20 protein-coding genes and 1 pseudogene are annotated in these 22,155 nt (G+C 71.5%); 10 read left to right on the forward strand and 11 right to left on the reverse strand.

Annotated elements, in window-relative coordinates; translation table 11 throughout:
- Window positions 1-78 precede the first annotated feature (78 nt).
- Window positions 79-435 carry a HesB/IscA family protein gene (locus ACFU53_RS35200; RefSeq protein WP_384001855.1) on the reverse strand — a complete coding sequence of 119 codons (357 nt, stop codon included), beginning with the start codon at window positions 433-435 and terminating at the stop codon, window positions 79-81.
- 349 nt (window positions 436-784) lie between these two features.
- Between ACFU53_RS35200 and nadA the strand changes: the two genes are divergently transcribed.
- Window positions 785-1,969 (forward strand): quinolinate synthase NadA, encoded by a 1,185-nt coding sequence (nadA, locus tag ACFU53_RS35205; protein ID WP_384001858.1) that lies wholly within the window; start codon window positions 785-787, stop codon window positions 1,967-1,969.
- 145 nt (window positions 1,970-2,114) lie between these two features.
- Here nadA and ACFU53_RS35210 read toward each other — a convergent pair whose 3' ends face one another.
- The 5 genes from ACFU53_RS35210 to ACFU53_RS35230 all read right to left on the reverse strand — a co-directional run bounded on the left by ACFU53_RS35210 (window position 2,115) and on the right by ACFU53_RS35230 (window position 8,780).
- Window positions 2,115-5,243, reverse strand: a complete 3,129-nt coding sequence (locus ACFU53_RS35210) for an efflux RND transporter permease subunit (protein ID WP_384001861.1) — start codon at window positions 5,241-5,243, stop codon at window positions 2,115-2,117.
- A gap of 205 nt (window positions 5,244-5,448) precedes the next feature.
- Window positions 5,449-6,138 carry a response regulator gene (locus tag ACFU53_RS35215; RefSeq protein ID WP_384001865.1) on the reverse strand — a complete coding sequence of 230 codons (690 nt, stop codon included), beginning with the start codon at window positions 6,136-6,138 and terminating at the stop codon, window positions 5,449-5,451.
- 94 nt (window positions 6,139-6,232) lie between these two features.
- Entirely contained in the window at window positions 6,233-7,477 is a 1,245-nt protein-coding gene (locus ACFU53_RS35220) for a sensor histidine kinase (RefSeq protein WP_384001868.1), read from the reverse strand.
- A gap of 163 nt (window positions 7,478-7,640) precedes the next feature.
- Window positions 7,641-7,919, reverse strand: coding sequence for a hypothetical protein (locus ACFU53_RS35225; protein ID WP_384001871.1), 279 nt, complete (start codon window positions 7,917-7,919; stop codon window positions 7,641-7,643).
- 69 nt (window positions 7,920-7,988) lie between these two features.
- The gene (locus ACFU53_RS35230) at window positions 7,989-8,780 is read right to left on the reverse strand and encodes a PspA/IM30 family protein (RefSeq protein WP_384001874.1); all 792 of its coding nucleotides are present in this window, start codon (window positions 8,778-8,780) and stop codon (window positions 7,989-7,991) included.
- Between the two features lie 345 nt (window positions 8,781-9,125).
- Between ACFU53_RS35230 and ACFU53_RS35235 the strand changes: the two genes are divergently transcribed.
- Together ACFU53_RS35235 and ACFU53_RS35240 are read left to right on the forward strand one after the other, a co-directional pair.
- Window positions 9,126-9,755, forward strand: a complete 630-nt coding sequence (locus ACFU53_RS35235; RefSeq protein ID WP_384001876.1) for a DUF3043 domain-containing protein — start codon at window positions 9,126-9,128, stop codon at window positions 9,753-9,755.
- Between the two features lie 158 nt (window positions 9,756-9,913).
- The gene (locus tag ACFU53_RS35240; protein WP_384001912.1) at window positions 9,914-10,546 is read left to right on the forward strand and encodes a class I SAM-dependent methyltransferase; all 633 of its coding nucleotides are present in this window, start codon (window positions 9,914-9,916) and stop codon (window positions 10,544-10,546) included.
- Window positions 10,547-10,737: 191 nt separating this feature from the next.
- On the opposite strand, the gene ACFU53_RS35245 is transcribed toward ACFU53_RS35240, so the two are convergent.
- Window positions 10,738-10,950, reverse strand: a complete 213-nt coding sequence (locus ACFU53_RS35245) for a hypothetical protein (RefSeq protein ID WP_384001879.1) — start codon at window positions 10,948-10,950, stop codon at window positions 10,738-10,740.
- A gap of 123 nt (window positions 10,951-11,073) precedes the next feature.
- Here ACFU53_RS35245 and ACFU53_RS35250 point away from each other — a divergent pair, with 123 nt between their 5' ends.
- The gene (locus ACFU53_RS35250; protein WP_384001882.1) at window positions 11,074-12,279 is read left to right on the forward strand and encodes a bifunctional adenosylcobinamide kinase/adenosylcobinamide-phosphate guanylyltransferase; all 1,206 of its coding nucleotides are present in this window, start codon (window positions 11,074-11,076) and stop codon (window positions 12,277-12,279) included.
- On the opposite strand, the gene ACFU53_RS35255 is transcribed toward ACFU53_RS35250, so the two are convergent.
- Complete coding sequence (locus ACFU53_RS35255; protein WP_384001885.1) at window positions 12,268-13,218, reverse strand: class I SAM-dependent methyltransferase; 951 nt, start codon at window positions 13,216-13,218, stop codon at window positions 12,268-12,270. The two genes, ACFU53_RS35250 and ACFU53_RS35255, sit on opposite strands and share 12 nt — an antisense overlap.
- 192 nt (window positions 13,219-13,410) lie before the next feature.
- Here ACFU53_RS35255 and cobT point away from each other — a divergent pair, with 192 nt between their 5' ends.
- Together cobT and ACFU53_RS35265 are read left to right on the forward strand one after the other, a co-directional pair.
- Window positions 13,411-14,529, forward strand: coding sequence for a nicotinate-nucleotide--dimethylbenzimidazole phosphoribosyltransferase (cobT, locus tag ACFU53_RS35260; RefSeq protein WP_384001888.1), 1,119 nt, complete (start codon window positions 13,411-13,413; stop codon window positions 14,527-14,529).
- A gap of 94 nt (window positions 14,530-14,623) precedes the next feature.
- Window positions 14,624-14,929 carry a hypothetical protein gene (locus tag ACFU53_RS35265; RefSeq protein ID WP_384001891.1) on the forward strand — a complete coding sequence of 102 codons (306 nt, stop codon included), beginning with the start codon at window positions 14,624-14,626 and terminating at the stop codon, window positions 14,927-14,929.
- Here ACFU53_RS35265 and ACFU53_RS35270 read toward each other — a convergent pair.
- Window positions 14,818-15,636 (reverse strand): hypothetical protein, encoded by an 819-nt coding sequence (locus ACFU53_RS35270; RefSeq protein ID WP_384001894.1) that lies wholly within the window; start codon window positions 15,634-15,636, stop codon window positions 14,818-14,820. The two genes, ACFU53_RS35265 and ACFU53_RS35270, sit on opposite strands and share 112 nt — an antisense overlap.
- 70 nt (window positions 15,637-15,706) lie before the next feature.
- Between ACFU53_RS35270 and ACFU53_RS35275 the strand changes: the two genes are divergently transcribed.
- Window positions 15,707-16,534 (forward strand): adenosylcobinamide-GDP ribazoletransferase, encoded by an 828-nt coding sequence (locus ACFU53_RS35275; protein WP_384001897.1) that lies wholly within the window; start codon window positions 15,707-15,709, stop codon window positions 16,532-16,534.
- A 24-nt stretch (window positions 16,535-16,558) separates the two neighbouring features.
- Here ACFU53_RS35275 and ACFU53_RS35280 read toward each other — a convergent pair whose 3' ends face one another.
- Window positions 16,559-17,374: an endo alpha-1,4 polygalactosaminidase gene (locus ACFU53_RS35280; RefSeq protein WP_384001900.1), complete on the reverse strand. Its 816-nt coding sequence runs from the start codon at window positions 17,372-17,374 to the stop codon at window positions 16,559-16,561.
- 67 nt (window positions 17,375-17,441) lie between these two features.
- Window positions 17,442-17,786 (reverse strand): annotated as a pseudogene (locus tag ACFU53_RS35285) (RNA-guided endonuclease InsQ/TnpB family protein); the annotation flags it as partial.
- Between the two features lie 319 nt (window positions 17,787-18,105).
- Here ACFU53_RS35285 and ACFU53_RS35290 point away from each other — a divergent pair.
- From ACFU53_RS35290 to ACFU53_RS35300, 3 genes are all read left to right on the forward strand, one after another.
- Window positions 18,106-19,653 carry a leucyl aminopeptidase gene (locus tag ACFU53_RS35290; protein ID WP_384001903.1) on the forward strand — a complete coding sequence of 516 codons (1,548 nt, stop codon included), beginning with the start codon at window positions 18,106-18,108 and terminating at the stop codon, window positions 19,651-19,653.
- A gap of 287 nt (window positions 19,654-19,940) precedes the next feature.
- Window positions 19,941-21,329 carry a dihydrolipoyl dehydrogenase gene (gene lpdA, locus ACFU53_RS35295; RefSeq protein ID WP_384001906.1) on the forward strand — a complete coding sequence of 463 codons (1,389 nt, stop codon included), beginning with the start codon at window positions 19,941-19,943 and terminating at the stop codon, window positions 21,327-21,329.
- A 60-nt stretch (window positions 21,330-21,389) separates the two neighbouring features.
- The coding region (locus ACFU53_RS35300; RefSeq protein ID WP_384001909.1) for a biotin/lipoyl-containing protein at window positions 21,390-22,155 on the forward strand (766 nt) is incomplete at its 3' end.

A 22,155-nucleotide genomic window follows, 5' to 3' on the forward strand; every position in this document is an offset into this window, starting at 1 on the left:
GTCCCCGTCGGAGGGGGACGCCGCCTTCGTCGTACCTGATCGTCGCCCGTACGCGTACCGCTGTCGCGCGGGGACTCTCTAGCTGAAGGAGTCGCCGCAGGCGCAGGAGCCCGTCGCGTTCGGGTTGTCGATGGTGAAGCCCTGCTTCTCGATGGTGTCGACGAAGTCGATGGTGGCGCCGCCCAGGTACGGGGCGCTCATGCGGTCGGTGATGACCTTCACACCGTCGAAGTCCTTCACGACGTCACCGTCGAGCGAGCGCTCGTCGAAGAAGAGCTGGTAGCGCAGGCCGGAGCAGCCGCCGGGCTGAACGGCGACGCGCAGCGCCAGGTCGTCACGGCCTTCCTGGTCGAGCAGGGTCCTGACCTTGGTCGCGGCGGCGTCGGTCACGATGATGCCGTCGGTGACGGTGCCGGTCTCGTCCGATACGGACATCTACATCTCTCCCGGGTTGTACGGAGACTGCTTGCCGACGAGTCCAACCGCCGGAGTCCCGGATTCATTCCGGGCCGCGCGGATTTACCTCGCGTCTCTCTTCATGCTCGCACATGGCCCGTGACACGGGCACCGGGTCGCCCGGGCTGTGGACAAAACCCCACGCGACGTACACGGGCCGAGCCGTCCGGTGCGGCCGCCGGGATTCATGTCACATCGACGCTATGGGCATCGTCAACGTGACGTGAAGCGGTTATGATAGATAGCGTCAATTCGACGAAAAGGATAGCCCGAATGTCCCGCCGACCCTCCCCGGGCGGCGAGCCGCAGAACAGAAAGGGTGCGTGCCGTGACCACCGCCCAGACCCAGGAGCTCGACGTACAGCCGACGCCCCTCGCCCTGCTGCTGCTCGGCCGCGAGGCCGACCCGAGGAGCGAGCGCGGTGTCGAGTGTCCGGGTGACCTCCCCTCCCCGTCCGACCCCGACCTGGTGGAGCGCGCCCGCGCGGCCAAGGAGAAGCTCGGGGACAAGGTCTTCGTGCTCGGCCACCACTACCAGCGCGACGAGGTCATCCAGTTCGCGGACGTCACGGGTGACTCCTTCAAACTGGCCCGGGACGCGGCGGCGCGGCCCGAGGCCGAGTACATCGTGTTCTGCGGTGTGCACTTCATGGCCGAATCGGCGGACATCCTCACCGGCGACGAACAGAAGGTCGTCCTGCCGGACCTGGCCGCCGGGTGTTCCATGGCCGACATGGCCACCGCCGAGCAGGTCGCCGAGTGCTGGGACGTGCTGACCGAGGCGGGCATAGCCGAGCAGGTCGTGCCCGTCTCGTACATGAACTCCTCCGCCGACATCAAGGCCTTCACCGGCAAGCACGGCGGCACGATCTGCACCTCGTCGAACGCGAAACGCGCCCTGGACTGGGCCTTCGAGCAGGGTGAGAAGGTCCTGTTCCTGCCGGACCAGCACCTGGGGCGCAACACCGCCGTGCGGGACATGGGGATGTCGCTCGACGACTGCGTCCTTTACAACCCGCACAAGCCGAACGGTGGTCTCACGGTCGAGCAGCTGCGGGCCGCGAAGATGATCCTGTGGCGGGGGCACTGCTCGGTGCACGGGCGCTTCAGCGTGCAGTCCGTGAACGACGTACGGGAGCGGATCCCGGGCGTGAACGTGCTCGTCCACCCCGAGTGCAAGCACGAGGTCGTGGCGGCGGCGGACTACGTCGGGTCGACCGAGTACATCATCAAGGCCCTTGAGGCCGCGCCGGCCGGTTCCAAGTGGGCCATCGGCACCGAGCTGAACCTCGTACGACGCCTGGCGAACCGTTTCGCGCCCGAGGGCAAGGAGATCGTCTTCCTCGACCGCACGGTCTGCTTCTGCTCCACCATGAACCGCATCGACCTCCCCCACCTCGTCTGGACCCTGGAGTCCCTCGCCGAGGGCACCCTCGTCAACCGCATCGAGGTCGACAAGGAGACGGAGGCGTTCGCGAAGCTGGCGCTGGAGCGGATGCTCGCGCTGCCGTAGGGGGCGCCTGGGAGCTCGGGGGTGCGGGTTGTTCGGCGGGTGCGGGCCGGTGGGGGCCGGTCGCGCAGTTCCCCGCGCCCCTGAAAGATCCGGCCCTGCGGGCCGATGAAAAAGCCGGGGCGCGGCCCCGGCTTTTTCATCCGCGTCAGACCTTCGCCGGCTCCGGCGATCCCGCGCCCGATTCCGACTTCGTCGGTTCGGACGCGGGGCCGGCCCGCTTCAGGGCCTTCTTCTTCGCACGGCGCTCCTTGCGGATCTCGATCATCGTGTAGAGGGTCGGGACCAGGAGGAGGGTCAGCAGCGTCGATGTGATCAGGCCGCCGATGACCACCACGGCGAGCGGCTGGGCGATGAAGCCCCCCTCGCCCGTGACGCCGAGAGCCATCGGGAGCAGGGCGAAGATGGTCGCCAGCGCCGTCATCAGGATGGGCCGCAGACGGTGGCGGCCGCCCTCGATGACCGCCTCCACCGTGCTGTAGCCCTGGCGGCGGTACTGGTTGATCAGGTCGATCAGCACGATCGCGTTCGTCACCACGATGCCGATCAGCATCAGCATGCCGATCATCGCGGGGACACCCATGGGCGTGCCGGTGATGATCAGCAGGCCGATCGCGCCGGTGGCGGCGAACGGGATCGAGACCAGCAGGATCAGCGGCTGGATCAGGGACCGGAAGGTCGCGACCAGCAGCATGAAGACGATCGCGATCGCCGCGAGCATCGCGAGGCCGAGGGAGGCGAAGGCCTCGTCCTGGTCCTGGGATACGCCGCCGATGTCGGCGGTGGCGCCCTCGGGAAGCTTCAGGGCGTTCAGCTCGGCGGTGAGGTCGGTGCTGACCGCGCCGGTGTTGTCGCCCTTGGGCTTCGCCGTGATCGTCGCGGCCCGCTGGCCGTCGATGCGGGTCATGGAGACCGGGCCGTCCACCAGCTCGACGTCCGCGATGTCGCCCAGCTTCACCGCGCCCAGCGGCAGGTCCCGCAGCTCCTGCATCGTCTCGGCGGGGTTCGCCGACTTGATGACGACGTCCCGCTCGGTGTCGTCGAGGATGGCCCGGCCGCTGGTCGTGCCGCGGACGGCCTGGGAGACGGCCGCGCCGAGGGTCTGGTCGTCGAAGGCGGCCGCGGCCGCCTTGTCGGTGGCCCTGACCGTGATGCGGGGCACGCTCTGCGAGAGGTCGCTCGTGACGTCCGAGACGTTGTCCATGCTCGAGACCGCGTCGTGGACCTGCTCGGCGGCCTTGCGCAGGATCTCGGCGTCGGCGGCCTTCACGACCACGCTCAGGTCCTGACTGCCGAAGGCGTCGCCGACCGCGACGGTCGTCGTACCGGTCCCGGAGAGCCCGGCCAGGCCCTTCTCGATCGTGTCCTGGACGTCCGCGGCGGGGGCCGAGTCGTCCAGCATGACGCTGTACGAGGCCTGGTTGGAGTCGGTGCCACCACCGAACGCGGCCAGGAAGCCGGAGGAGCCGATGGTGACCTGGTAGTCCTTGACGCCCTTGGTGTCGGCGAGCAGCTTCTCGACCTTCCTGGTCTGCTCGTCGGTCGCCGCGAGGCTCGTGCCGGGCTTCAACTCCTGCTTGAGGCTGAGGACTTCCTGGTCGCCCGGGTCGAAGAAGTTCGTCTTCAGCAGCGGGGCCATGCCGAACGTGCCGATCAGGACGACGGCCGCGATGGCCACACTGGTCAGCCGACGGCGCGTGGCGAAGCGCAGGACGGGGACGTAGAAGCGCTGGAGGCGGCTCTTCGCCTCCTTCTCCTCCGCCTTCCGGCGTGCTTCCTCGGCGTCGTCGGGCGTGCCCTTCGGGGCGCGCAGGAACCAGTACGACAGCACCGGGACCACGGTCAGCGAGACCACGAGGGAGGCCAGGAGGGCCGCGGTCACGGTCAGGGAGAAGCTGCCGAACAGCTCGCCGACCATGCCGCCGGTGAGGCCGATCGGGAGGAAGACCGCGACCGTCGTCAGGGTGGACGAGGTGACCGCTCCGGCGACCTCGCGGACCGCCTTGAGGATCGCCTCCTCGCGCTCCTCGCCGTAGCCGAGGTGACGCTTGATGTTCTCCAGGACGACGATGGAGTCGTCGACGACCCGGCCGATGGCGATGGTCAGCGCGCCGAGCGTCAGCATGTTGAGGGAGAGGTCGCGGGTCCACAGGACGATCAGCGCCAGGACCACCGACAGCGGGATGGACACCGCGGTGACGAGGGTCGAGCGGATCGACGCCAGGAAGACCAGGATGACCAGGACCGCGAAGACCAGGCCGAGGGCGCCCTCGGTGGTCAGGCCGTCGATGGACTTGGACACCGCCGGGCCCTGGTCGCTGACCACGGTGACGGTGGCGCCGGAGCCCAGGTCCCGGCGCATGTCCGCCAGTTCGTCCTCGACGGCCTCGGAGATGGCGACCGCGCTGCCGCCCCGGTCCATGGTGACCATGACCGCGAGGCTCGGCTCACCGTTCGTGCGGGTGATGGAGACGGCCTTGGCCTGCTCCTCCTTGACGGCGGCGACGTCGGCGAGGCGTACGGGCTTCTTCGCGCCCTCGCCGCGCACCATCAGGTCCTCGATCTGCTCCAGCGAGGTGTAGCCGCCGCCGACCTGGACGGTGCGGTTGGCGCCGTCCTCGTCGAAGGAGCCCGCGGGGACAGTGACGCCGCCGGCCTGGAGGGCCTGGGACAGGGCCATCGTGGTCAGGCCCGCCTTCGCCAGCTTCGCGTCGTCGGGGGTGACGGTGACCTGGAGGTCCCGTACGCCGTCGACGGTGACCTGGCCGACGCCGTCGATGCCCTCGAGCGTCGGAACGACGGTCCGGTCGAGCTGGTCCGCGAGAGCCTGCTGATCCTGGTCGGAGGAGACGGCGAGGACGACGGTCGGCATGTCGTCCGTCGAGCCCGCGATCACCTGCGGGTCCACGTCGTCCGGCAGCTGCGCCCGGACCCGGTTGACGGCCTGCTGGACATCGGCGACGAGCTGGTCGGTGCCGGGTCCGTAGTCGAAGGACGCCATGATCAGGGCGTTGCCCTCGCTGGCGGTGGAGGTGACGCCCGTGATGCCGTCGACGCCTTCGAGGCTGTCCTCGATGGGCTCGACGACCTGCTTCTCGACGACGTCCGGGGAGGCGCCCTGGTAGGGCGCGAGCACGGACACCATGGGCAGTTCGATGGTGGGCAGCAGCTGCTGCTTGAGCTGGGGTATCGCGATCGCCCCGAAGACGAGCGCGATGATCGACATCAGACCGACGAGGGCCCGTTGTGCGAGGCTGAACCGAGACAGCCAGGACATGGGTCAGGGTCTCTCTTCTGTGGCGTGAGCGGAGGACGAACGCCCGTGTGCCACATGCGGCATGGGTGCCTCATGTGTCGCCTGTGTGACGCAGATGTGAGCGCTCACCTCATACCCTGGGCCATGGGGGACCCCTGTTCCCTCGCTCCCCAGGGCCATTTCCTTATGCCGCGCATACTCCGGGTGGAGTAGTCCCGGGCGGCTCTCAGTCCACCCTTGGGCGTACCAGCCCCGATTCGTACGCGAAGACCACCAGTTGGGCCCGGTCGCGGGCGCCGAGCTTCGCCATGGCCCGGTTGACGTGTGTCTTCACCGTCAGCGGACTGACCTCAAGACGCTCGGCGATCTCGTCGTTGGAGAGCCCGCCGGCGACCTGTACGAGCACCTCGCGCTCGCGGCTGGTCAGCGTGGAGAGCCGCGCCGAGCGGGCGGCGGCCCCGCCTTCGCCGTCGGCCGAGTCGTCCGGCTGGGCGAGGAAACGGGCGATCAGGCCCTTGGTCGCGGTGGGCGACAGCAGCGCCTCGCCGCCGGCGGCGACTCTGATCGCGTTCAGCAGTTCGTCCGGCTCGGAGCCCTTGCCCAGGAAGCCGGAGGCGCCGGCGCGCAATGACTGCACGACGTAGTCGTCGACCTCGAAGGTGGTGAGAATGACGACCCGGACATGGGCGAGCGTCGGATCGGCGCTGATCAGGCGGGTGGCGGCCAGCCCGTCCGTGCCCGGCATCCGGATGTCCATCAGCACGACGTCCGCCCGCTCCTCCTTCGCGAGCCGCACCGCCTGCGCCCCGTCCGACGCCTCCCCCACGACCTCCATGTCCGGCTCCGAGTCGACGAGCACCCGGAACGCACTGCGCAGCAGAGCCTGATCGTCGGCGAGCAGGACACGGATCGTCATACGGGGTCCCCCGGGGCGCTGGTCACGGTCGTTCGGTCCGCCGGCCGCGGCACGGCCGTACGACGGCTCGCCGGTGTGGCGCGACGGTCCGGCTTCACGGTCGTACGGCTTCTTCGGTGGCGGTCGTTCGGGTCTTGAGCGGCAGGATCGCATGCACGCGGAAGCCGCCGCCGTAGCGGGGGCCGGTGGTGAGGGCGCCGCCGAGCGCTGCGACGCGTTCGCGCATGCCGAGGAGGCCGTGGCCGCCGCCGTGGCCCGCCTCGCCGTCGTCGCCGTCCTTCCCGTCGGGTCCGGTGCCGTTGTCGAGGACGGTGATCTCCATGTTCGGGCCGACGCGTACGACGCTGACCTCGGCCTTCGCTCCCTGGCCCGCATGCTTCTGCACATTGGTGAGGGCTTCCTGGATGACGCGGTACGCGGCGAGGTCGACGGCGGCCGGGAGGGTCACCCCCTGGTCGGTGCGGGCCACCTCGACCGCGAGGCCGGCGCTGTGGAAGGTGCCGACGAGTTCGTCGAGCCGGACCAGGCCGGGCGCGGGTTCGGTCGGGGCCTCGGGGTCGCCGGACTGGCGGAGCAGACCGACCGTGGCGCGGAGTTCGCCCAGCGCGGAGCGGCTGGCCTCGCGGACGTGGGCGAGGGCCTCCTTGGCCTGGTCGGGCCTCTTGTCCATGACGTGCGCGGCGACTCCGGCCTGCACGTTGACGAGGGCGATGTGGTGGGCGACGACGTCGTGCAGGTCACGGGCGATGCGGAGGCGCTCCTCGGCGACCCGGCGGCGGGCCTCCTCCTCGCGGGTGCGCTCCGCCCGTTCGGCGCGCTCTCTTATGGCGTGCACGAAAGCGCGGCGGCTGCGTACGGCGTCGCCCGCCGTGGCGGCCATGCCGGTCCAGGCGAAGATGCCGAGGTTCTCCTGGTCGTACCAGGGGAGGGGGCCGGCGAGCATGGCCGTACCGGTCAGCACGGTCATCGTGAGCAGGCCGACGCGCCAGGTGGTGGGGCGGTCGGTGGTGGAGGCGACCGTGTACAGGGCGACGACGGCGGACATCGCGACGGGGGCGCGGGGGTCACCGGTCACCAGTTCGGCGAGGGTGAGGGCGGAGGTCGCGGCCAGCACGGCCATGGGGGCGCGGCGGCGGGCGACCAGGACGGCGGCGGCCGACACCATGAGCGCGATGCTGAGGGCGGCGGGGGTGCGGGCGCCCCACTTGTCACCGTGATCGGCGTGGGGGTCGACGAAGGCGCCCCCCACCATCGCGACGAGGACGCCGAGGGCGAGGGCTGCGTCCAGCGCGGTGGGGTGCGCCGTCAGCCAGGTCCTGGCGCGCCGGAAGGTGCTCACGGGGATTCACCGTACGGGGTTGTCGCAGGTGGGGAAACGGGTGGTAGCTGTACCGGAGCCGAGGAGCGGGTGGGTCGTGCTTCGGCTCCGGGTGGACGGGGGCCGGTCGCGCAGTTCCCCGCGCCCCTGCAGGACATGGCCCTTCGGGCCTGTCCAGCGGTCCTCACCCCGGGATCAGGCCGTCGTCGCTCAGCATCTCTTTGACCTCCTCCAGCGTCGCGTCCGGCGCGGGGAGGATCAGTTCCGACGGCTCCAGGGAGTCGTCGGGCAGGGGCGTGCCCAGTTCTCGGACCTTGTCCAGGAGGGCGTGGAGGGTGTGGCGGAAGCCTGGGCCGTCGCCGACCTCCATTTCCGCCAGGAGTACGTCGTCCAGCTTGTTCAACTCGGTGAAGTGGACGTCGTCCAGCCTCACCTGCCCCTCCCCCATGATCCGTACGATCATGTCGCCCTCCTCAGGCGTGGGACCCGATGTGCGTACCCGATGGCACGTGTCTACCGCTCCGCTGCCGCTCTACTGCTTGTCGAAGCGCGGGGTGTCCTGCTGCTGGGACTGCTGCTGCGGGGCCGACTGGCCCGTGCCGCCCTCGAGGGCCTGCTGCTGCGCGGACGGGCCGCCCGCCAGCTCCGCCTTCATGCGCTGGAGCTCCAGCTCGACGTCCGTACCGCCGGAGAGGCGGTCCAGCTCGGTCTGGATGTCGTCCTTGTGCAGGCCGGAGGAGTCGTCGAGGGCACCGGAGGCGAGCAGCTCGTCGATGGCGCCGGCGCGGGCCTGGAGCTGCGCCGTCTTGTCCTCGGCGCGCTGTATGGCGAGGCCGACGTCGCCCATCTCCTCGGAGATGCCGGAGAACGCCTCGCCGATACGGGTCTGGGCCTGGGCGGCGGTGTACGTGGCCTTGATCGTCTCCTTCTTCGTACGGAAGGCGTCGACCTTGGCCTGCAGGCGCTGCGCGGCGAGGGTGAGCTTCTCCTCCTCGCCCTGGAGGGTGGAGTGCTGCGTCTCCAGGTCCGTCACCTGCTGCTGGAGCGCGGCACGGCGCGAGAGCGCCTCGCGGGCCAGGTCCTCGCGGCCGAGCGCGAGCGCCTTGCGGCCCTGGTCCTCCAGCTTCGAGGACTGGGACTGGAGCTGGTTGAGCTGGAGCTCCAGGCGCTTGCGGGACGTGGCCACGTCGGCCACGCCGCGGCGCACCTTCTGGAGCAGCTCCAGCTGCTTCTGGTACGAGTAATCGAGGGTCTCGCGCGGGTCCTCGGCCCGGTCAAGGGCCTTGTTCGCCTTCGCGCGGAAGATCATCCCCATACGCTTCATGACACCGCTCATGGGCTTCGCGCGCCCCCTTCTGACGGACTCCAGCTCACAGGTCTGCGACAGAACCCACAGTACGGGCCCTGCATCTATTACCGCACTGTTCGGGGACGGATGCGCTCATCCCCAAGGACGACTGTGTACGGCACCGCTCCGGCGTAGGGAGTAGGTGTCTCCCGGGGTTACGTACGGGCCGATCCCCGGAATACCTCAGACCCCCTACGGACGAACCGTCACCGCGCTCCCCCTTTTCCGGGTTCCCGGGTTTCCCCGTCCACTTTCGCCCCACCTCTGTCTCCAGTACGGACGCCGGGTGTTGCCGGATCGTTCCCCAGTCGGCTGGGGTCCATGCCCCGGCACCCCGTACCCTTGGGTTTTGTGTTCCGTAGCCGCGACAAGAGCGAGAAGGAATCGGCCGCCGACAAGGCGGCGGTGACCGACTCCCAGCAGACCCGTCACCCCCAGGCCCCCAAGGGGCGGCCCACTCCCAAGCGGAGTGCGGCCCAAGGCCAGCGTCGAAGCGTCGCCAACACGCCGACGACGCGCAAGGAGGCCGCCAAGCGCTCCCGCGACGAGCGTCGCTCCGCCATGGAGAAGCAGCGTCAGGCGCTGGCCACCGGCGACGAGCGCTATCTGCCCGCGCGGGACAAGGGTCCGGTGCGCAAGTTCGCCCGTGACTTCGTGGACTCGCGGTTCCACATCGCGGAGTTCTTCCTGCCGCTGGCCGTGATCATCCTCGTGCTGAGCATGGTGCAGGTGGCTTCACTGCAGAACATCGCGCTGCTGCTGTGGCTCTTCGTGATCGTTCTGATCGTGGTCGACTCGATCAGCCTCGGGTTCCGTCTGAAGAAGCAGCTGGCCGCGCGCTTCCCCGACGCGAACAAGAAGGGCGCCGTGGCCTACGCCCTGATGCGCACGCTCCAGATGCGTCGCCTCCGGCTGCCGAAGCCGCAGGTCAAGCGCGGAGAGCGGCCCTGAGCACGACCGCTTTCTCCGGAGGTGCCGCTCAGGCCTGGCTGAACCGGCTGGGCACACTGCGTGAGGTCGTACGACAGGAGCTGGTCTCCCGGCAGGTCGACGAGCAGATAGCCGGACGCTTCCCGGTCGGGCAGCGGCTCCGGGTGCTCGACGTGGGCATGGGGCAGGGCACGCAGGCGCTGCGGCTGGCCCGGGCCGGGCACGCGGTGACCGGGATCGAACGGGACGCGAAGCTGATCGCCGTGGCCCGGGAGGCGCTCGCCGCCGAGCCCGAGGGCATCCGGGGCCGGGTGCGGATCGTCGAGGGCGACGGCCGGGACACGGGTGTGCACTTCCTGCCGGGCAGTTTCGACGTGGTGCTCTGTCATGGGGTCCTGATGTACGTCGAGGAGCCGGACGCGCTGTTGGCGGGGCTGGCGCGGATGCTGGCGCCCGGCGGGCTGCTGTCGCTGCTCGTACGGAACGGCGACGCGCTCGCGATGCGGGCGGGGCTGGCCGGGGACTGGGCGGGGGCGCTGGCCGCCTTCGACACCACCGCGTACCGGAATCGGCTCGGGCTGGACGTGCGGGCGGATCGGCTGAGGACGTTGACCGACGCACTCGCGGGGATCGGGGCGCCGTTGCACGCGTGGTACGGGGTGCGGGTGTTCACGGATCTGGCCGCGGATGACGCGGGGGTTCCTGGTGAGGGGGATCTGGACGCGTTGCTCGCGGCGGAGGAGCGGGCGGGGCGGACGGATCCCTATCGGCGGGTGGCGGCGTTGCTGCACCTGTGCGGTGTGCGGGGCTGAGTTTTTCTCGCCCCCGCCGGGCCCTACCCGTCCCTCCCCCACTCTCGGCTTCGCTCGAGCGGGAGGTGCCCCCATCCAGGGGCTGCGCGCCCCTTCGACCCCCGTCCCAGACTCGGGGCTCCGCCCCGGATCCCGTTCGCGCAGTTCCCCGCGCCCCTGAAGAAGAACAACAGGGGCGCGGGAGGGTGCGGCTACGCGTCCTGGGCGTGCAGGCTCATCGGCCCGTAGATCTCCGTCGTGTCCTCGAAGAGGCGGACCTGGTCGGCGCCGCCTTCCAGGAGCGCCTTCCACTGTTCTCCGATCCACGACTCGGCGTCTCCCTGGGTCGTGAACTCCTCGGGCTGGACCGCGGGCTGGACCTCCGCCCCGTCGGCCTTCTCGAACCGCCACGTCCATGCCGCCATGTGAGCCTCCGTAAGTACCGGCCCGGCACCGCACACGGCACCGAGCAAGATCCGGTTCCCCCTGAGCCTAGTCGGACGCGCAAGACCTGCGGGTGTTCATCGGGACACGCGAAAATCGGGGGCGTGGAACTGACTTTGCTCGGCACCGGCGCCCCCGCGGGACTCCCCCGCCCCGACTGTCCGTGTGCGGCGTGTGCGACCGCGCTCGGTGATGAAGCGCGCGGGGCGACCGCGCTGCTCGTGGACGGCACACTCTTGCTCGACCTCACTCCGGGCGCCGCCCTCGCGGCCGCGCGCGCCGGGCGCTCGCTGACCGGCGTACTGCAGGTGCTGCTGTCGCATCCGCACGACGGACCCGCCGTGGAGGTGCCGGCCGGGCTGCCGCAGCCGGGGCGGGTGCCGGACGGGCGGGAGCTGGCGCTGCTGACCGGGCACCGGGTGCGGGCGCAGGCGCTGGACGCGCCGGGGACGGGGTACGCGGTGACCGGGCCGGGCGGGCAACGGCTGCTGTATCTGCCGCCGGGGGGCGCGCCCGCCGGGGTGGAGGAGCAGTCGTCGGAGCCGTACGACATGGTGCTCGGCGATGTGCTCGGACGGCCCGACGCGCTGGCGCGACTGCGTGCGGCGGGAGCCGTCGGGCCGACGACCGATGTCATCGCCGTGCACATCGACCACGACGTGCCACCGGACGGCGAGTTGCCGCGCCGGCTCGCGGCGGCGGGCGCGCGCGCCGTGCCGGACGGGACGACGCTGGCGGTGGGCGCCTTCGAGGACGTGCCCGATGTGCCGCGCCGCACGCTGGTGCTCGGCGGGGCGCGCTCCGGGAAGTCGGTGGAGGCCGAGCGGCGGCTGGAGGCGTTCCCTGGCGTGCTGTACGTGGCGACCGGCGGGATGCGGAACGGCGACGGGGAGTGGGCCGCCAGGGTCTCCGTCCACCGGGAGCGGCGGCCCGGCTCCTGGCGCACGGTCGAGACCTGCGACCTCGTCCCGCTGCTGAAGGACCACAACGGTGCGCCGCTGCTCGTCGACTGTCTCTCGCTGTGGCTGACGGACGCGATGGACTCGGTGGGGGCGTGGGACGACGCGGAGTGGGCCGGCGGCGGGGAGCGCGCGCTCCGGGCGCGTGTCACCGAACTGACCGACGCCGTACGGCACACACGCCGCACGGTGGTCGCCGTCTCCAACGAGGTGGGCTCCGGCATCGTCCCCGCCACCGCCTCCGGCCGCCGCTACCGCGACGAACTCGGACGGCTCAACGCGGCCTTCGCGGCGGAGTGCGAGCACGTGTTGTTGGTGGTGGCGGGGCAGGCCTTGTCCCTACGGGGTTGAGGCCGAAGGGTCGGGCGAAGACGGCGGAGGGGTCTCGGACGGAGTTGAAGGGCCGACCACCGGGGCCCAGGGCACCGCGGGGGCGGCTGGTTGCGTCGTGCGGCGCGCGAGGATGCGGTGGGCGCGGGGCGGGAGAGGAGTGCAGGGGCGGGTGGCGAGGACCTCGTAGCCCAGGGACCGCAGTTCGGTGAGCAGGTTGCGCAGGGGCATGAGGTGGAGGGGGCGCGGGCGGTCCTGCGGCTTCCAGTAACGCCGGTTCCTGCTGGGCAGCGTGCCGAACGGGCGGGCCGGATCCGGGACTTCGAGGAGGAGGTGGCCGCCGGCGCGCAGGACGGTGTGGGCGGCGCGGAGTTCCTCGCGGGGGTCGGCGGTGTGTTCGAGGTGGTGGAACATGCTGACCACGTCGTAGCGGGCGCGCAGCCGCGCGGTGATCTCCGGGTCGGTGAGCAGGCCCTGATGCGCCTCCTCCACCCGCCCGGCCTCCCACGCCCGCTCGACACGCGAGGTCGCATCGAGGCCGTCGAATGAGGTGTACGGGTGGATGTCGCGCGCGGCCTCCGGGAAGTGGCCGTGGCCGGTGCCGACGTCGAGCCAGCTCTCCGGTTCGGGGTACGGCAGCAGCGCGCGGGCGGCGCCCCGGTGGTGCCGGCGGCGCCGACGTCCGGCGAGGTTCGAGCGGATGCCGTCCTCGACCGGGTGCTGGTGATGCCGGAGCAGCAGCCCGTCCGCCGTGGGCCGGGGGTTCTGGAAGGCGTGCGAGCAGTCCCGGCACTCGTCCACCACGAACGTGCCCGGCGTGCGCCGCCGCCCCTCCGGCGCACGCACCCGCGTACGCAACTGCCGCGAGCCGCACCAGGGGCAGTCGTCCCGGCGCGGTTCGTGGAAGGGGTCGACCCCCAACGCGGGTTGGCCGGGCTCCGGCCGCGGGGTGGGGGGCATGGCGGCTCCTGGGGACGACGGGATCGAGTACGTGACAGTGACGACGACGTACGGACATTCGCCCCAAAAAGGTACGTACGCGAGCGGCATCCCGGGTGCAATGACGTGCCGGTGGCGCGGTGAGGCGTTCGTACGTCGCGGGGTCACGGTGTGGCGCGGTCGTGTTCGATCGCTGCCGGTACTGTTCGGCGAATGAGCTCGCTTAATCTCGACGACTTCACCGATCTGATCGAGCGCCCCGACGGCGGGGTGCGGCGCGACGCCGAGGCGCGGCGGGAGAGGCAGATCGTGCCGCCCGGGGCGCTGGGCCGCCTCGACGACCTGGGTGAGTGGCTGGCGGCGGCGCAGTCGGCCGTGCCGGTGCGGCCGATCGACCGGGCCCGTGTGGTGCTGTTCGCGGGCGACCACGGGATCGCCGAACTCGGCGTCTCCGCGCGGGCCGCGGGCACCGCGGACCAGTTGGTGCGGGCCGTCCTCGACGGCAGCGGCCCGGTGGCGGTGCTGGCCCGGCAGCTCGACGTACCCGTACGCGTGGTGGACCTCGCGCTCGACTGCGACCCGGACGCGCTGCCCGCGGAGGTCGTACGGCACCGGGTGCGGCGCGGGTCCGGGCGTATCGACGTCGAGGACGCGCTGACGGCGGAGGAGGCGGAGGCCGCGTTCCGGGTGGGTGTCGCCCTCGCGGACGAGGAGGCGGACTCCGGGACCGACCTCGTCGTCCTCGGCGATGTGAGCGTCGGCGGGACCACGGCGGCGGCCGTCCTCGTCGCCGGGCTGTGCGGGACCGACGCGTCCGTCGTCACCGGGCGGGGCGGCCGGGCGATCGACGATCTGGCGTGGATGCGGAAGTGCGCGGCCGTACGGGACGCCCTGCGGCGGGCCCGGCCGGTGCTCGGGGACCAGTTGCAGTTGCTCGCGACCGTGGGCGGGGCGGATCTCGCGGCCATGACCGGGTTCCTGCTGCAGAGTGCGGTGCGGAAGATGCCGGTGATTCTGGACGGTGTGGTGTCGGCGGCGTGTGCGCTGGTCGCCCAGCGGGTCGCCTTCCGGGCGCCGGACTGGTGGCTGGCGGGGCAGCGCAGTGGGGAGCCGGCCCAGGCCAAGGCACTGGACCGCATGGCCATCGAGCCGCTGCTCGACCACGGGGTGAAGGTCGGGGAAGGGGCGGGGGCGCTGCTGGCGCTGCCGCTGGTGCGGGCCGCGGCGGTACTGGCCGCCGAGCTGCCGGAGCGGGAGCCGGCGGAACCCGAGAACGCCGAGGAGGACAAGGCCGAGGAGAAGAACCTCGCCGAGGAGTACGACGCGACCTAGGAGACGTGCGGGTACGTCGTGCGGGTGCGCGCGTGGGCATCGCGCTCGGTCCGGACGTCTTCGTCGTGGGGCTGCCGTGTGGGACGCGCGCGTCGTGGACATTGGGCCTTCGGCGGCCGTGCTCGGGCTCGCCGTGTTCGCGGGGTGGCGCTACCGGGCGTACGTGACGGCGGGCGCGGTCGTCGTGGCGATGGTCGTCGAGGTGCTGGTGAAGGAGAACCTCGCGGGCAAGGAACATCTGGCGGCGATCGCGGCGGTGCCGGTGGTGTGCGGGGTCGTGGCCGTACGTCAGCGGCGCTCCGGCGGCTCGGCGGGACCGGACGGGTCGGCGGGGAGCGAGGGACGGGCCGCCGACTCCAGCTCGGGTGCCATGTCCGGGGTGCCGCCGATCCAGTCCTGAAGGCGGCGGCTGGGGCCCGTCCAGCGGCGGTCGTGGCGGTAGGCGCGCTTCCAGGAGCGGGCGCGGGCGCGCGGGCGTCGGCGGTAGAAGCGGCGGGCCCAGGCGGAGGTGGGGCGGGCCAGGCGGATCGCGCCGATGACGGCGATGAACGGGATGACCACCCCGAAGATCGCCGTCCGGGCCTTGCCCTTGGCGAGGGCGATCAGGGCGATGAGGAAGTTCGCCCCCATGCTGATCATGACGGCTCCGCGGTCCTGGAGCTCCTCGTCGTCGAGGTCGTTGACGCCGAAGGGGAGGAAGCCGACCAGCATCAGGCCCACCAGGGCGGCCGTCAGCACGACCACCTCGACGCTCTGGCGGCCCGCCTCGCTCCAGTACACGTCGTCGAGGTGCAGAATCAGCGCGAACTCGTCCAGCACCAGGCCCACGCCCATGCCGAACAGCACGGCGGAGATCAGCGCGCCGAAGCCGTGCCCGTCGCCGGCCACCGAGCCGAAGCCGCCGATGACGGTGAGGACGACGCCGGGGACGACGTGGTGGATGTGCACGCCACCACTGCCGCTGATGTTGCGGAACGGGCCCCTGCCCGCGCGGATGAGGCGGGTGATGACCCGGGTGATCACGAACGTCAGTACGAACGCGGTGAGCGCGAGAAGCAGGGGCAGTTTGCCCGGCTCGATGATGTTCCGCTCCCACCAGTGACCCATATGCGAACTTTATCCACCACTGCCCCTGGGCGCCGCCGAGCCCGCCGACGCCGCCGGGTAGCCTGCGCCGGTGTCCACGACCCCCGAGCCCCCGGCCGATGAGCCCGTCCCCCCGGCGTCCGGGCCCACGCTCTCCGACGGCCTGCGTTTCGCCTTCGGCACCCTGACCGTGCTGCCGGTGACCGTGCACCGCTGGGACCGCGAGGCCGCGCGCGTCGGCATGCTGTGCGCGCCCGCCGCCGGGCTGGTCGTCGGCCTGGGCACGGCCGCGCTCGGCGGTCTCCTCCTGCTCCTGGGCGCGGGTCCGCTGCTCGCCGCCGTGGCCTCCGTCGCCGTACCGGCCGTGCTCACGCGTGGCCTGCACCTGGACGGGCTCGCCGACACCGCCGACGGGCTCGGCAGCGGCAAGCCCGCCGAGGACGCCCTGCGGATCATGAAGCAGTCGGACATCGGGCCGTTCGGGGTCATCACCCTCGTCCTCGTCCTGCTGGCCCAGGTCGCCGCGCTCACCGAGGCGTACGGCGAGTCCTGGACGCTGGGCGCGCTCGCGACGGCCGTCTCGGCGACCACCGCACGGCTGGCCCTGACCCTGGCCGCGCGCGCGGGCGTACCCGCCGCCCGGCCGGAGGGGCTGGGGGCGGCGGTGGCAGGGGTGGTGCCGGTACGAGGTGCACTGCTCGTGGCTGTCCTGGTCGGTTGCGCGGCGGCGGGCGCGGGGGCCCTCTTCGGGCCGTACGACATCGGCCGTACGGTGCTCGCGGTCGTCCTCGCCTGTGGTGCCGCCGAACTCCTCCTCCGCCATTGCGTACGGCGGTTCGGCGGGGTGAGCGGCGATGTGTTCGGCGGGCTGGCGGAGACCGCGGCGACGGCGGCGCTGGTGGTGTTCACCCTCGGATGAGCCCTCTGCCGCTCCCCGGAGGCATCAGCAGGCCTTCCGCCACACCCCCAGCTCCCACTTCTTCAGCAGCGAGCTGAGTTCCAGACGCCGGGCCTCGGGGCAGAAGTCGCCCGTTTCCATCTGGTACTCGACGTGGAAGACGGCCTTGCCGGCCTCGATGAACGGGGTCAGGGCATCGCACTCCTCGTACTGGGCGCACTGCTCGTTGACGGCGAAGTCGAAGTCGTCGACGAGTTCCGGGATCTGGTCGAGGTCGTTCTTCAGGCCGGCCGCGAGGCCCCGTTCGTGGGCGAGGCGGGCGATCAGGCGGTTGTAGCGGAGCTGGTCGGCGGCCTTCAGGGGGAAGCCGGTCCTGTTGCGGTAGCCGTCCATGTTGTCGGGTTCGACCGCGTCGAAGCCCTTCTCCGCGCACATGTCGATCCGGGCGGCCATCAGGGGTTCGAGGACGTCGACTTCGCGGATGTCGAGCCAGCGCTCGCCCTCCCAGCCGTTGCCCTCCCCCAGGACCGACTCCGGGAACTCGTCGGCGTCCGGGCGCCAGTCCTCCCAGGCGCCGGTCGACAGATAGCAGATGACCTTGCGGCCGTCGTCGTGCAACTCGGCGACCGTGTCCGCGGAGTGGTCGAAGCCGTCGATGTCGTACACGGGGACGTCGACGGAGGTGTCCAGGCGCCCGCTGAGCTGCCACTGCCACTCCGTGCCGGGCTCCGGCTGCCAGCGGGCGCCCTCGCCCGTCCCGCGTCCGGTGCCCGGCTTGTCGTCGGGAGCGGTTGTGCACCCCGCGACCAGCAGGAGCAGGGACAGGGACAGCAGGGCGCTGCGGGCGAGGACGCGGGTCATCGGGTGGGCTCCAGGGCGTACGGCAAGCGGGGCGACGTACCCCGGGGTTGACTTCCTCCCCCGCCTGAAGGCGGGGGATTCCAGCGGTCGCCCGCTGGGGTTCCTGCTTCACCGACGACAGCCCCGTCCGGGAGGACTCCCGTTGAGGTCTCACACCGTCTCCACAGGCTGTCACGGCCGGCCCGGCCGCGAGAATGTTCCTCGCCGCGTTCACGTCGCGGTCGTGTGCCATGCCACAGTCGCACGTCCACTCGCGGACGTTCAGCGGCAGCTTCGCCCGGACCGTGCCGCAGGACCCGCACAGCTTGGAGCCGGGGAACCAGCGGTCGATCACGACGAGTTCGCGCCCGTACCAGGCGCATTTGTATTCCGGCATCGTCCGCAGGTCGCGCCAGGCCGCATCCGAGAGGGACGAACGCCCGCAGAGGTGATCGGAATCGGCTGCCGACGCTACGCGCGCTGACCGTCGGCGCTACGCGCGAAGACCATGGACCCGCGACACGGACTCGGCGATAAGGGATCCCCCTATGCCGAAGACATGGGGATCTCCCTGCACGTCCGCAGCGGAAAGTCGGGGAGGCTGGTCGCAGCGGACGCCGGGCGGACGGCGAGAGCGCAACCGGCCCCACGCCCCAGGTCCGATGGGCCGAACAAGGGCCTAGGCTCGTTCTCGGCACGTCGACCCATCCGTTCGGCCACCGAAACTCAATCGGAAGCGAGATTTCACCACCGTGACTGCTCTCACTCTCAGCACCGCCGCAGCGTCGGGCCTCCGTGCCGACGCGATCGTGGTCGGTGTCGCGAAGGGCCCTGCATCTTCGCCTGGGGGCCTGGTCGTAGCGCCGGGCGCCGAGGCCGTGGACAAGGCCTACGACGGCAAGCTGGCCGGCCTCCTGGAGACCCTCGGCGCCTCGGGCGCCGAGGGCGAGGTGACGAAGCTGCCCGCGCCGTCCGGCTTCAAGGCGCCGCTCGTGGTGGCGGTGGGCCTCGGCGCGGTGCCCGAGAAGGACGGCTCGTTCGACGCGGAGGCGCTGCGCCGCGCGGCCGGTGCCGCGGCCCGTGCCCTGTCCGGTACGAAGAAGGCCGCGTTCGCGCTGCCCGTCGTGGACGCCGAGGCCGTGGGCGCCGTCGCCGAGGGCGCGCTGCTCGGCGCGTACTCCTTCGACGTCTACAAGGAGACCGCGCCCTCGAAGAACGCCCCGAAGGCGAAGAACGGCAAGGCGCCGCTCGCCGAGGTCGCCCTGCTCGGCGCGAAGCCCCGGGACAAGGCCCACAAGGCGGCCGCCGAGCGCGCGATCGCGGTGACCGAGGAGCTGAACCGCGCCCGCGACCTCATCAACACCCCGCCGAACGACCTCGACCCGGAGGCCTTCGCCGCCGTCGCGCAGACCGCGGCCAAGGAGCACGGCATCAAGGTGACCGTGCTCGACGAGAAGGCGCTCGCCAAGGGCGGCTACGGCGGCATCCTCGGCGTCGGCGCGGGCTCCGCGGCCACGCCCCGCCTGGTGCAGCTGTCGTACACCAGCTCCAAGGCGAAGAAGCACCTGGCGTTCGTCGGCAAGGGCATCACGTACGACTCGGGCGGTATCTCGCTCAAGCCGGCCGGGCACAACGAGACGATGAAGTGCGACATGAGCGGTGCGGCCGCCGTGTTCGCCGCCGTCGTCGCCGCCGCGCGCCTCGGGCTCGAGGTCAACATCACCGGCTGGCTCGCCCTCGCCGAGAACATGCCGTCCGGCTCCGCCACCCGCCCGGGTGACGTGCTGCGCATGTACAGCGGCAAGACGGTGGAGGTGCTGAACACCGACGCGGAGGGCCGGCTCGTGCTGGCCGACGCGCTCGCCAAGGCGTCCGAGGACAAGCCGGACGCGATCGTCGACGTGGCGACGCTGACCGGGGCGATGATGCTGGCGCTGGGCAACCGGACGTTCGGGATCATGGCGAACGACGACGCGTTCCGCACGGCGGTGCACGAGGCCGCGGAGGAGTCGGGTGAGCCGGCGTGGCCCATGCCGCTGCCGGACCACCTGCGCAAGGGGATGGACTCCCCGACCGCCGACATCGCGAACATGGGTGAGCGGTACGGCGGTGGGCTCGTCGCCGGGCTGTTCCTGAAGGAGTTCGTGGGCGAGGGGATCACCTGGGCGCACCTGGACATCGCGGGGCCGGCCTTCAACGAGGGGGGTCCCTTCGGGTACACGCCGAAGGGTGGGACCGGGACGGCGGTTCGGACCCTGGTGCGGCTGGCCGAGCGGGCCGCCTCCGGCGACCTGGGGTGATGGTCGCCCCATAGCTCGACATCGAGGGACGCGGGCGACTGCGGGCCGGCCGTGGCTGGTCGCGCAGTTCCCCGCGCCCCTCTGGGGCGCGGGCGTGCCGCCCCGTCACATGTGAGCGTGTGGTGTCTCACACCCCGGCCCGGCGTCTCGTTCCCCCTCGACAAGTGCGAAGATGGGGCTCGGCAGGACAGGGCCCCCACCACAGGGCCGAAGAAGAGCGGCCGGACACCAGCCGCCGCGCGGTCATGGACGACCGGCGTACGGCGTACATGCATGGAGGACGTGACGTGGCGAACGACGCCAGCACCGTTTTCGACCTAGTGATCCTCGGCGGTGGTAGCGGTGGTTACGCCGCGGCCCTGCGCGGGGCTCAGCTGGGCCTGGACGTCGCCCTGATCGAGAAGGACAAGGTCGGCGGCACCTGCCTGCACCGGGGATGCATTCCCACGAAGGCCCTGCTGCACGCGGGCGAGATCGCCGACCAGGCCCGCGAGAGCGAGCAGTTCGGTGTGAAGGCCACCTTCGAGGGCATCGACGTCCCCGCCGTGCACAAGTACAAGGACGGCGTGATCTCCGGCCTGTACAAGGGTCTGCAGGGACTCATCGCCTCCCGCAAGGTCACCTACATCGAGGGTGAGGGCCGTCTGTCCTCCCCGACCTCCGTCGACGTCAACGGCCAGCGCGTCCAGGGCCGTCACGTCCTGCTGGCGACCGGCTCCGTGCCGAAGTCGCTGCCGGGCCTGGAGATCGACGGCAACCGCATCATCTCCTCGGACCACGCCCTCGTCCTGGACCGTGTGCCGAAGTCGGCGATCGTCCTCGGCGGCGGTGTCATCGGCGTCGAGTTCGCCTCCGCCTGGAAGTCCTTCGGCACCGACATCACGATCATCGAGGGCCTGAAGCACCTGGCCCCGCTCGAGGACGAGAACTCCTCCAAGCTTCTTGAGCGCGCCTTCCGCAAGCGCGGCATCAAGTTCAACCTGGGCACCTTCTTCTCGAAGGCCGAGTACACCCAGGACGGTGTCAAGGTCACCCTCGCCGACGGCAAGGAGTTCGAGGCCGAGTTGCTGCTGGTGGCCGTCGGCCGCGGGCCCGTCTCCGCCGGTCTCGGCTACGAGGAGCAGGGCGTCGCCATGGACCGCGGCTACGTCCTCGTCGACGAGTACATGCGCACCAACGTTCCGACCATCTCCGCCGTCGGTGACCTGGTCCCGACGCTCCAGCTCGCGCACGTCGGCTTCGCCGAGGGCATCCTGGTGGCGGAGCGTCTGGCCGGCCTCAAGGCCGTGCCGATCGACTACGACGGTGTCCCCCGGGTGACGTACTGCCACCCCGAGGTCGCCTCCGTGGGCATCACCGAGGCCAAGGCCAAGGAGATCTACGGCGCGGACAAGGTCGTCGCTCTGAAGTACAACCTCGCGGGCAACGGCAAGAGCAAGATCCTCCAGACCGCGGGCGAGATCAAGCTCGTCCAGGTCAAGGACGGCGCCGTGGTCGGCGTCCACATGGTCGGCGACCGCATGGGCGAGCAGGTCGGCGAAGCCCAGCTGATCTACAACTGGGAAGCGCTCCCCGCCGAGGTCGCCCAGCTCATCCACGCCCACCCGACGCAGAGCGAGGCGCTCGGCGAGGCCCACCTGGCCCTCGCGGGCAAGCCGCTGCACTCGCACGACTGACCCCTCGGTCGACGAAGCGACGATCCAGACTTCCGCAATCGTTAAGGAGCAACAGAAACCATGGCGGTTTCCGTAACCCTTCCGGCGCTCGGCGAGAGCGTCACCGAGGGCACTGTCACCCGCTGGCTGAAGGCCGAGGGTGAGCGCGTAGAGGCCGACGAGCCGCTGCTCGAGGTGTCGACCGACAAGGTCGACACCGAGATCCCCTCCCCCGCCGCGGGCATCCTGGCGTCCATCAAGGTCGCCGAGGACGAGACGGTCGAGGTCGGCGCCGAGCTGGCCCTGATCGACGACGGCACGGGCGCGCCCGCCGCCGCCCCCACCCCGGCCGCCGAGGAGGCTCCGGCTCCGGCCCCCGAGCCCGCCGCGGCCGCGCCCTCCACCGAGCAGGCCGCCCCCGCGCCGGCCCCGACCGCCGAGGCCGCTGCCGGCGCCGGCTCGGCCGAGGGCACCGACGTGGTCCTCCCGGCGCTCGGCGAGTCCGTCACCGAGGGCACCGTCACCCGCTGGCTCAAGGAGGTCGGCGACTCCGTCGAGGCCGACGAGCCGCTGCTCGAGGTCTCCACGGACAAGGTCGACACCGAGATCCCGGCGCCCACCTCCGGTGTGCTCCTGGAGATCACGGTCGCCGAGGACGAGACCGCCGAGGTCGGTGCCAAGCTGGCCGTCATCGGCGCCCCGGGTGCCGCTCCGGCGGCTGCCCCGGCTCCGGCCGCCCCGGCTCCGGCGCCCGCCGCCGCTGCCCCGGCCCCGGCTGCTCCCGCGCCCGCTCCGGCCGCCCCCGCGGCTCCGGCTCCGGCCCCCGCGCCGGTCGCCCCCGCCGCTC

The sequence above is a fragment of the Streptomyces sp. NPDC057474 genome, assembly GCF_042802555.1.
Classification (GTDB): domain Bacteria; phylum Actinomycetota; class Actinomycetes; order Streptomycetales; family Streptomycetaceae; genus Streptomyces.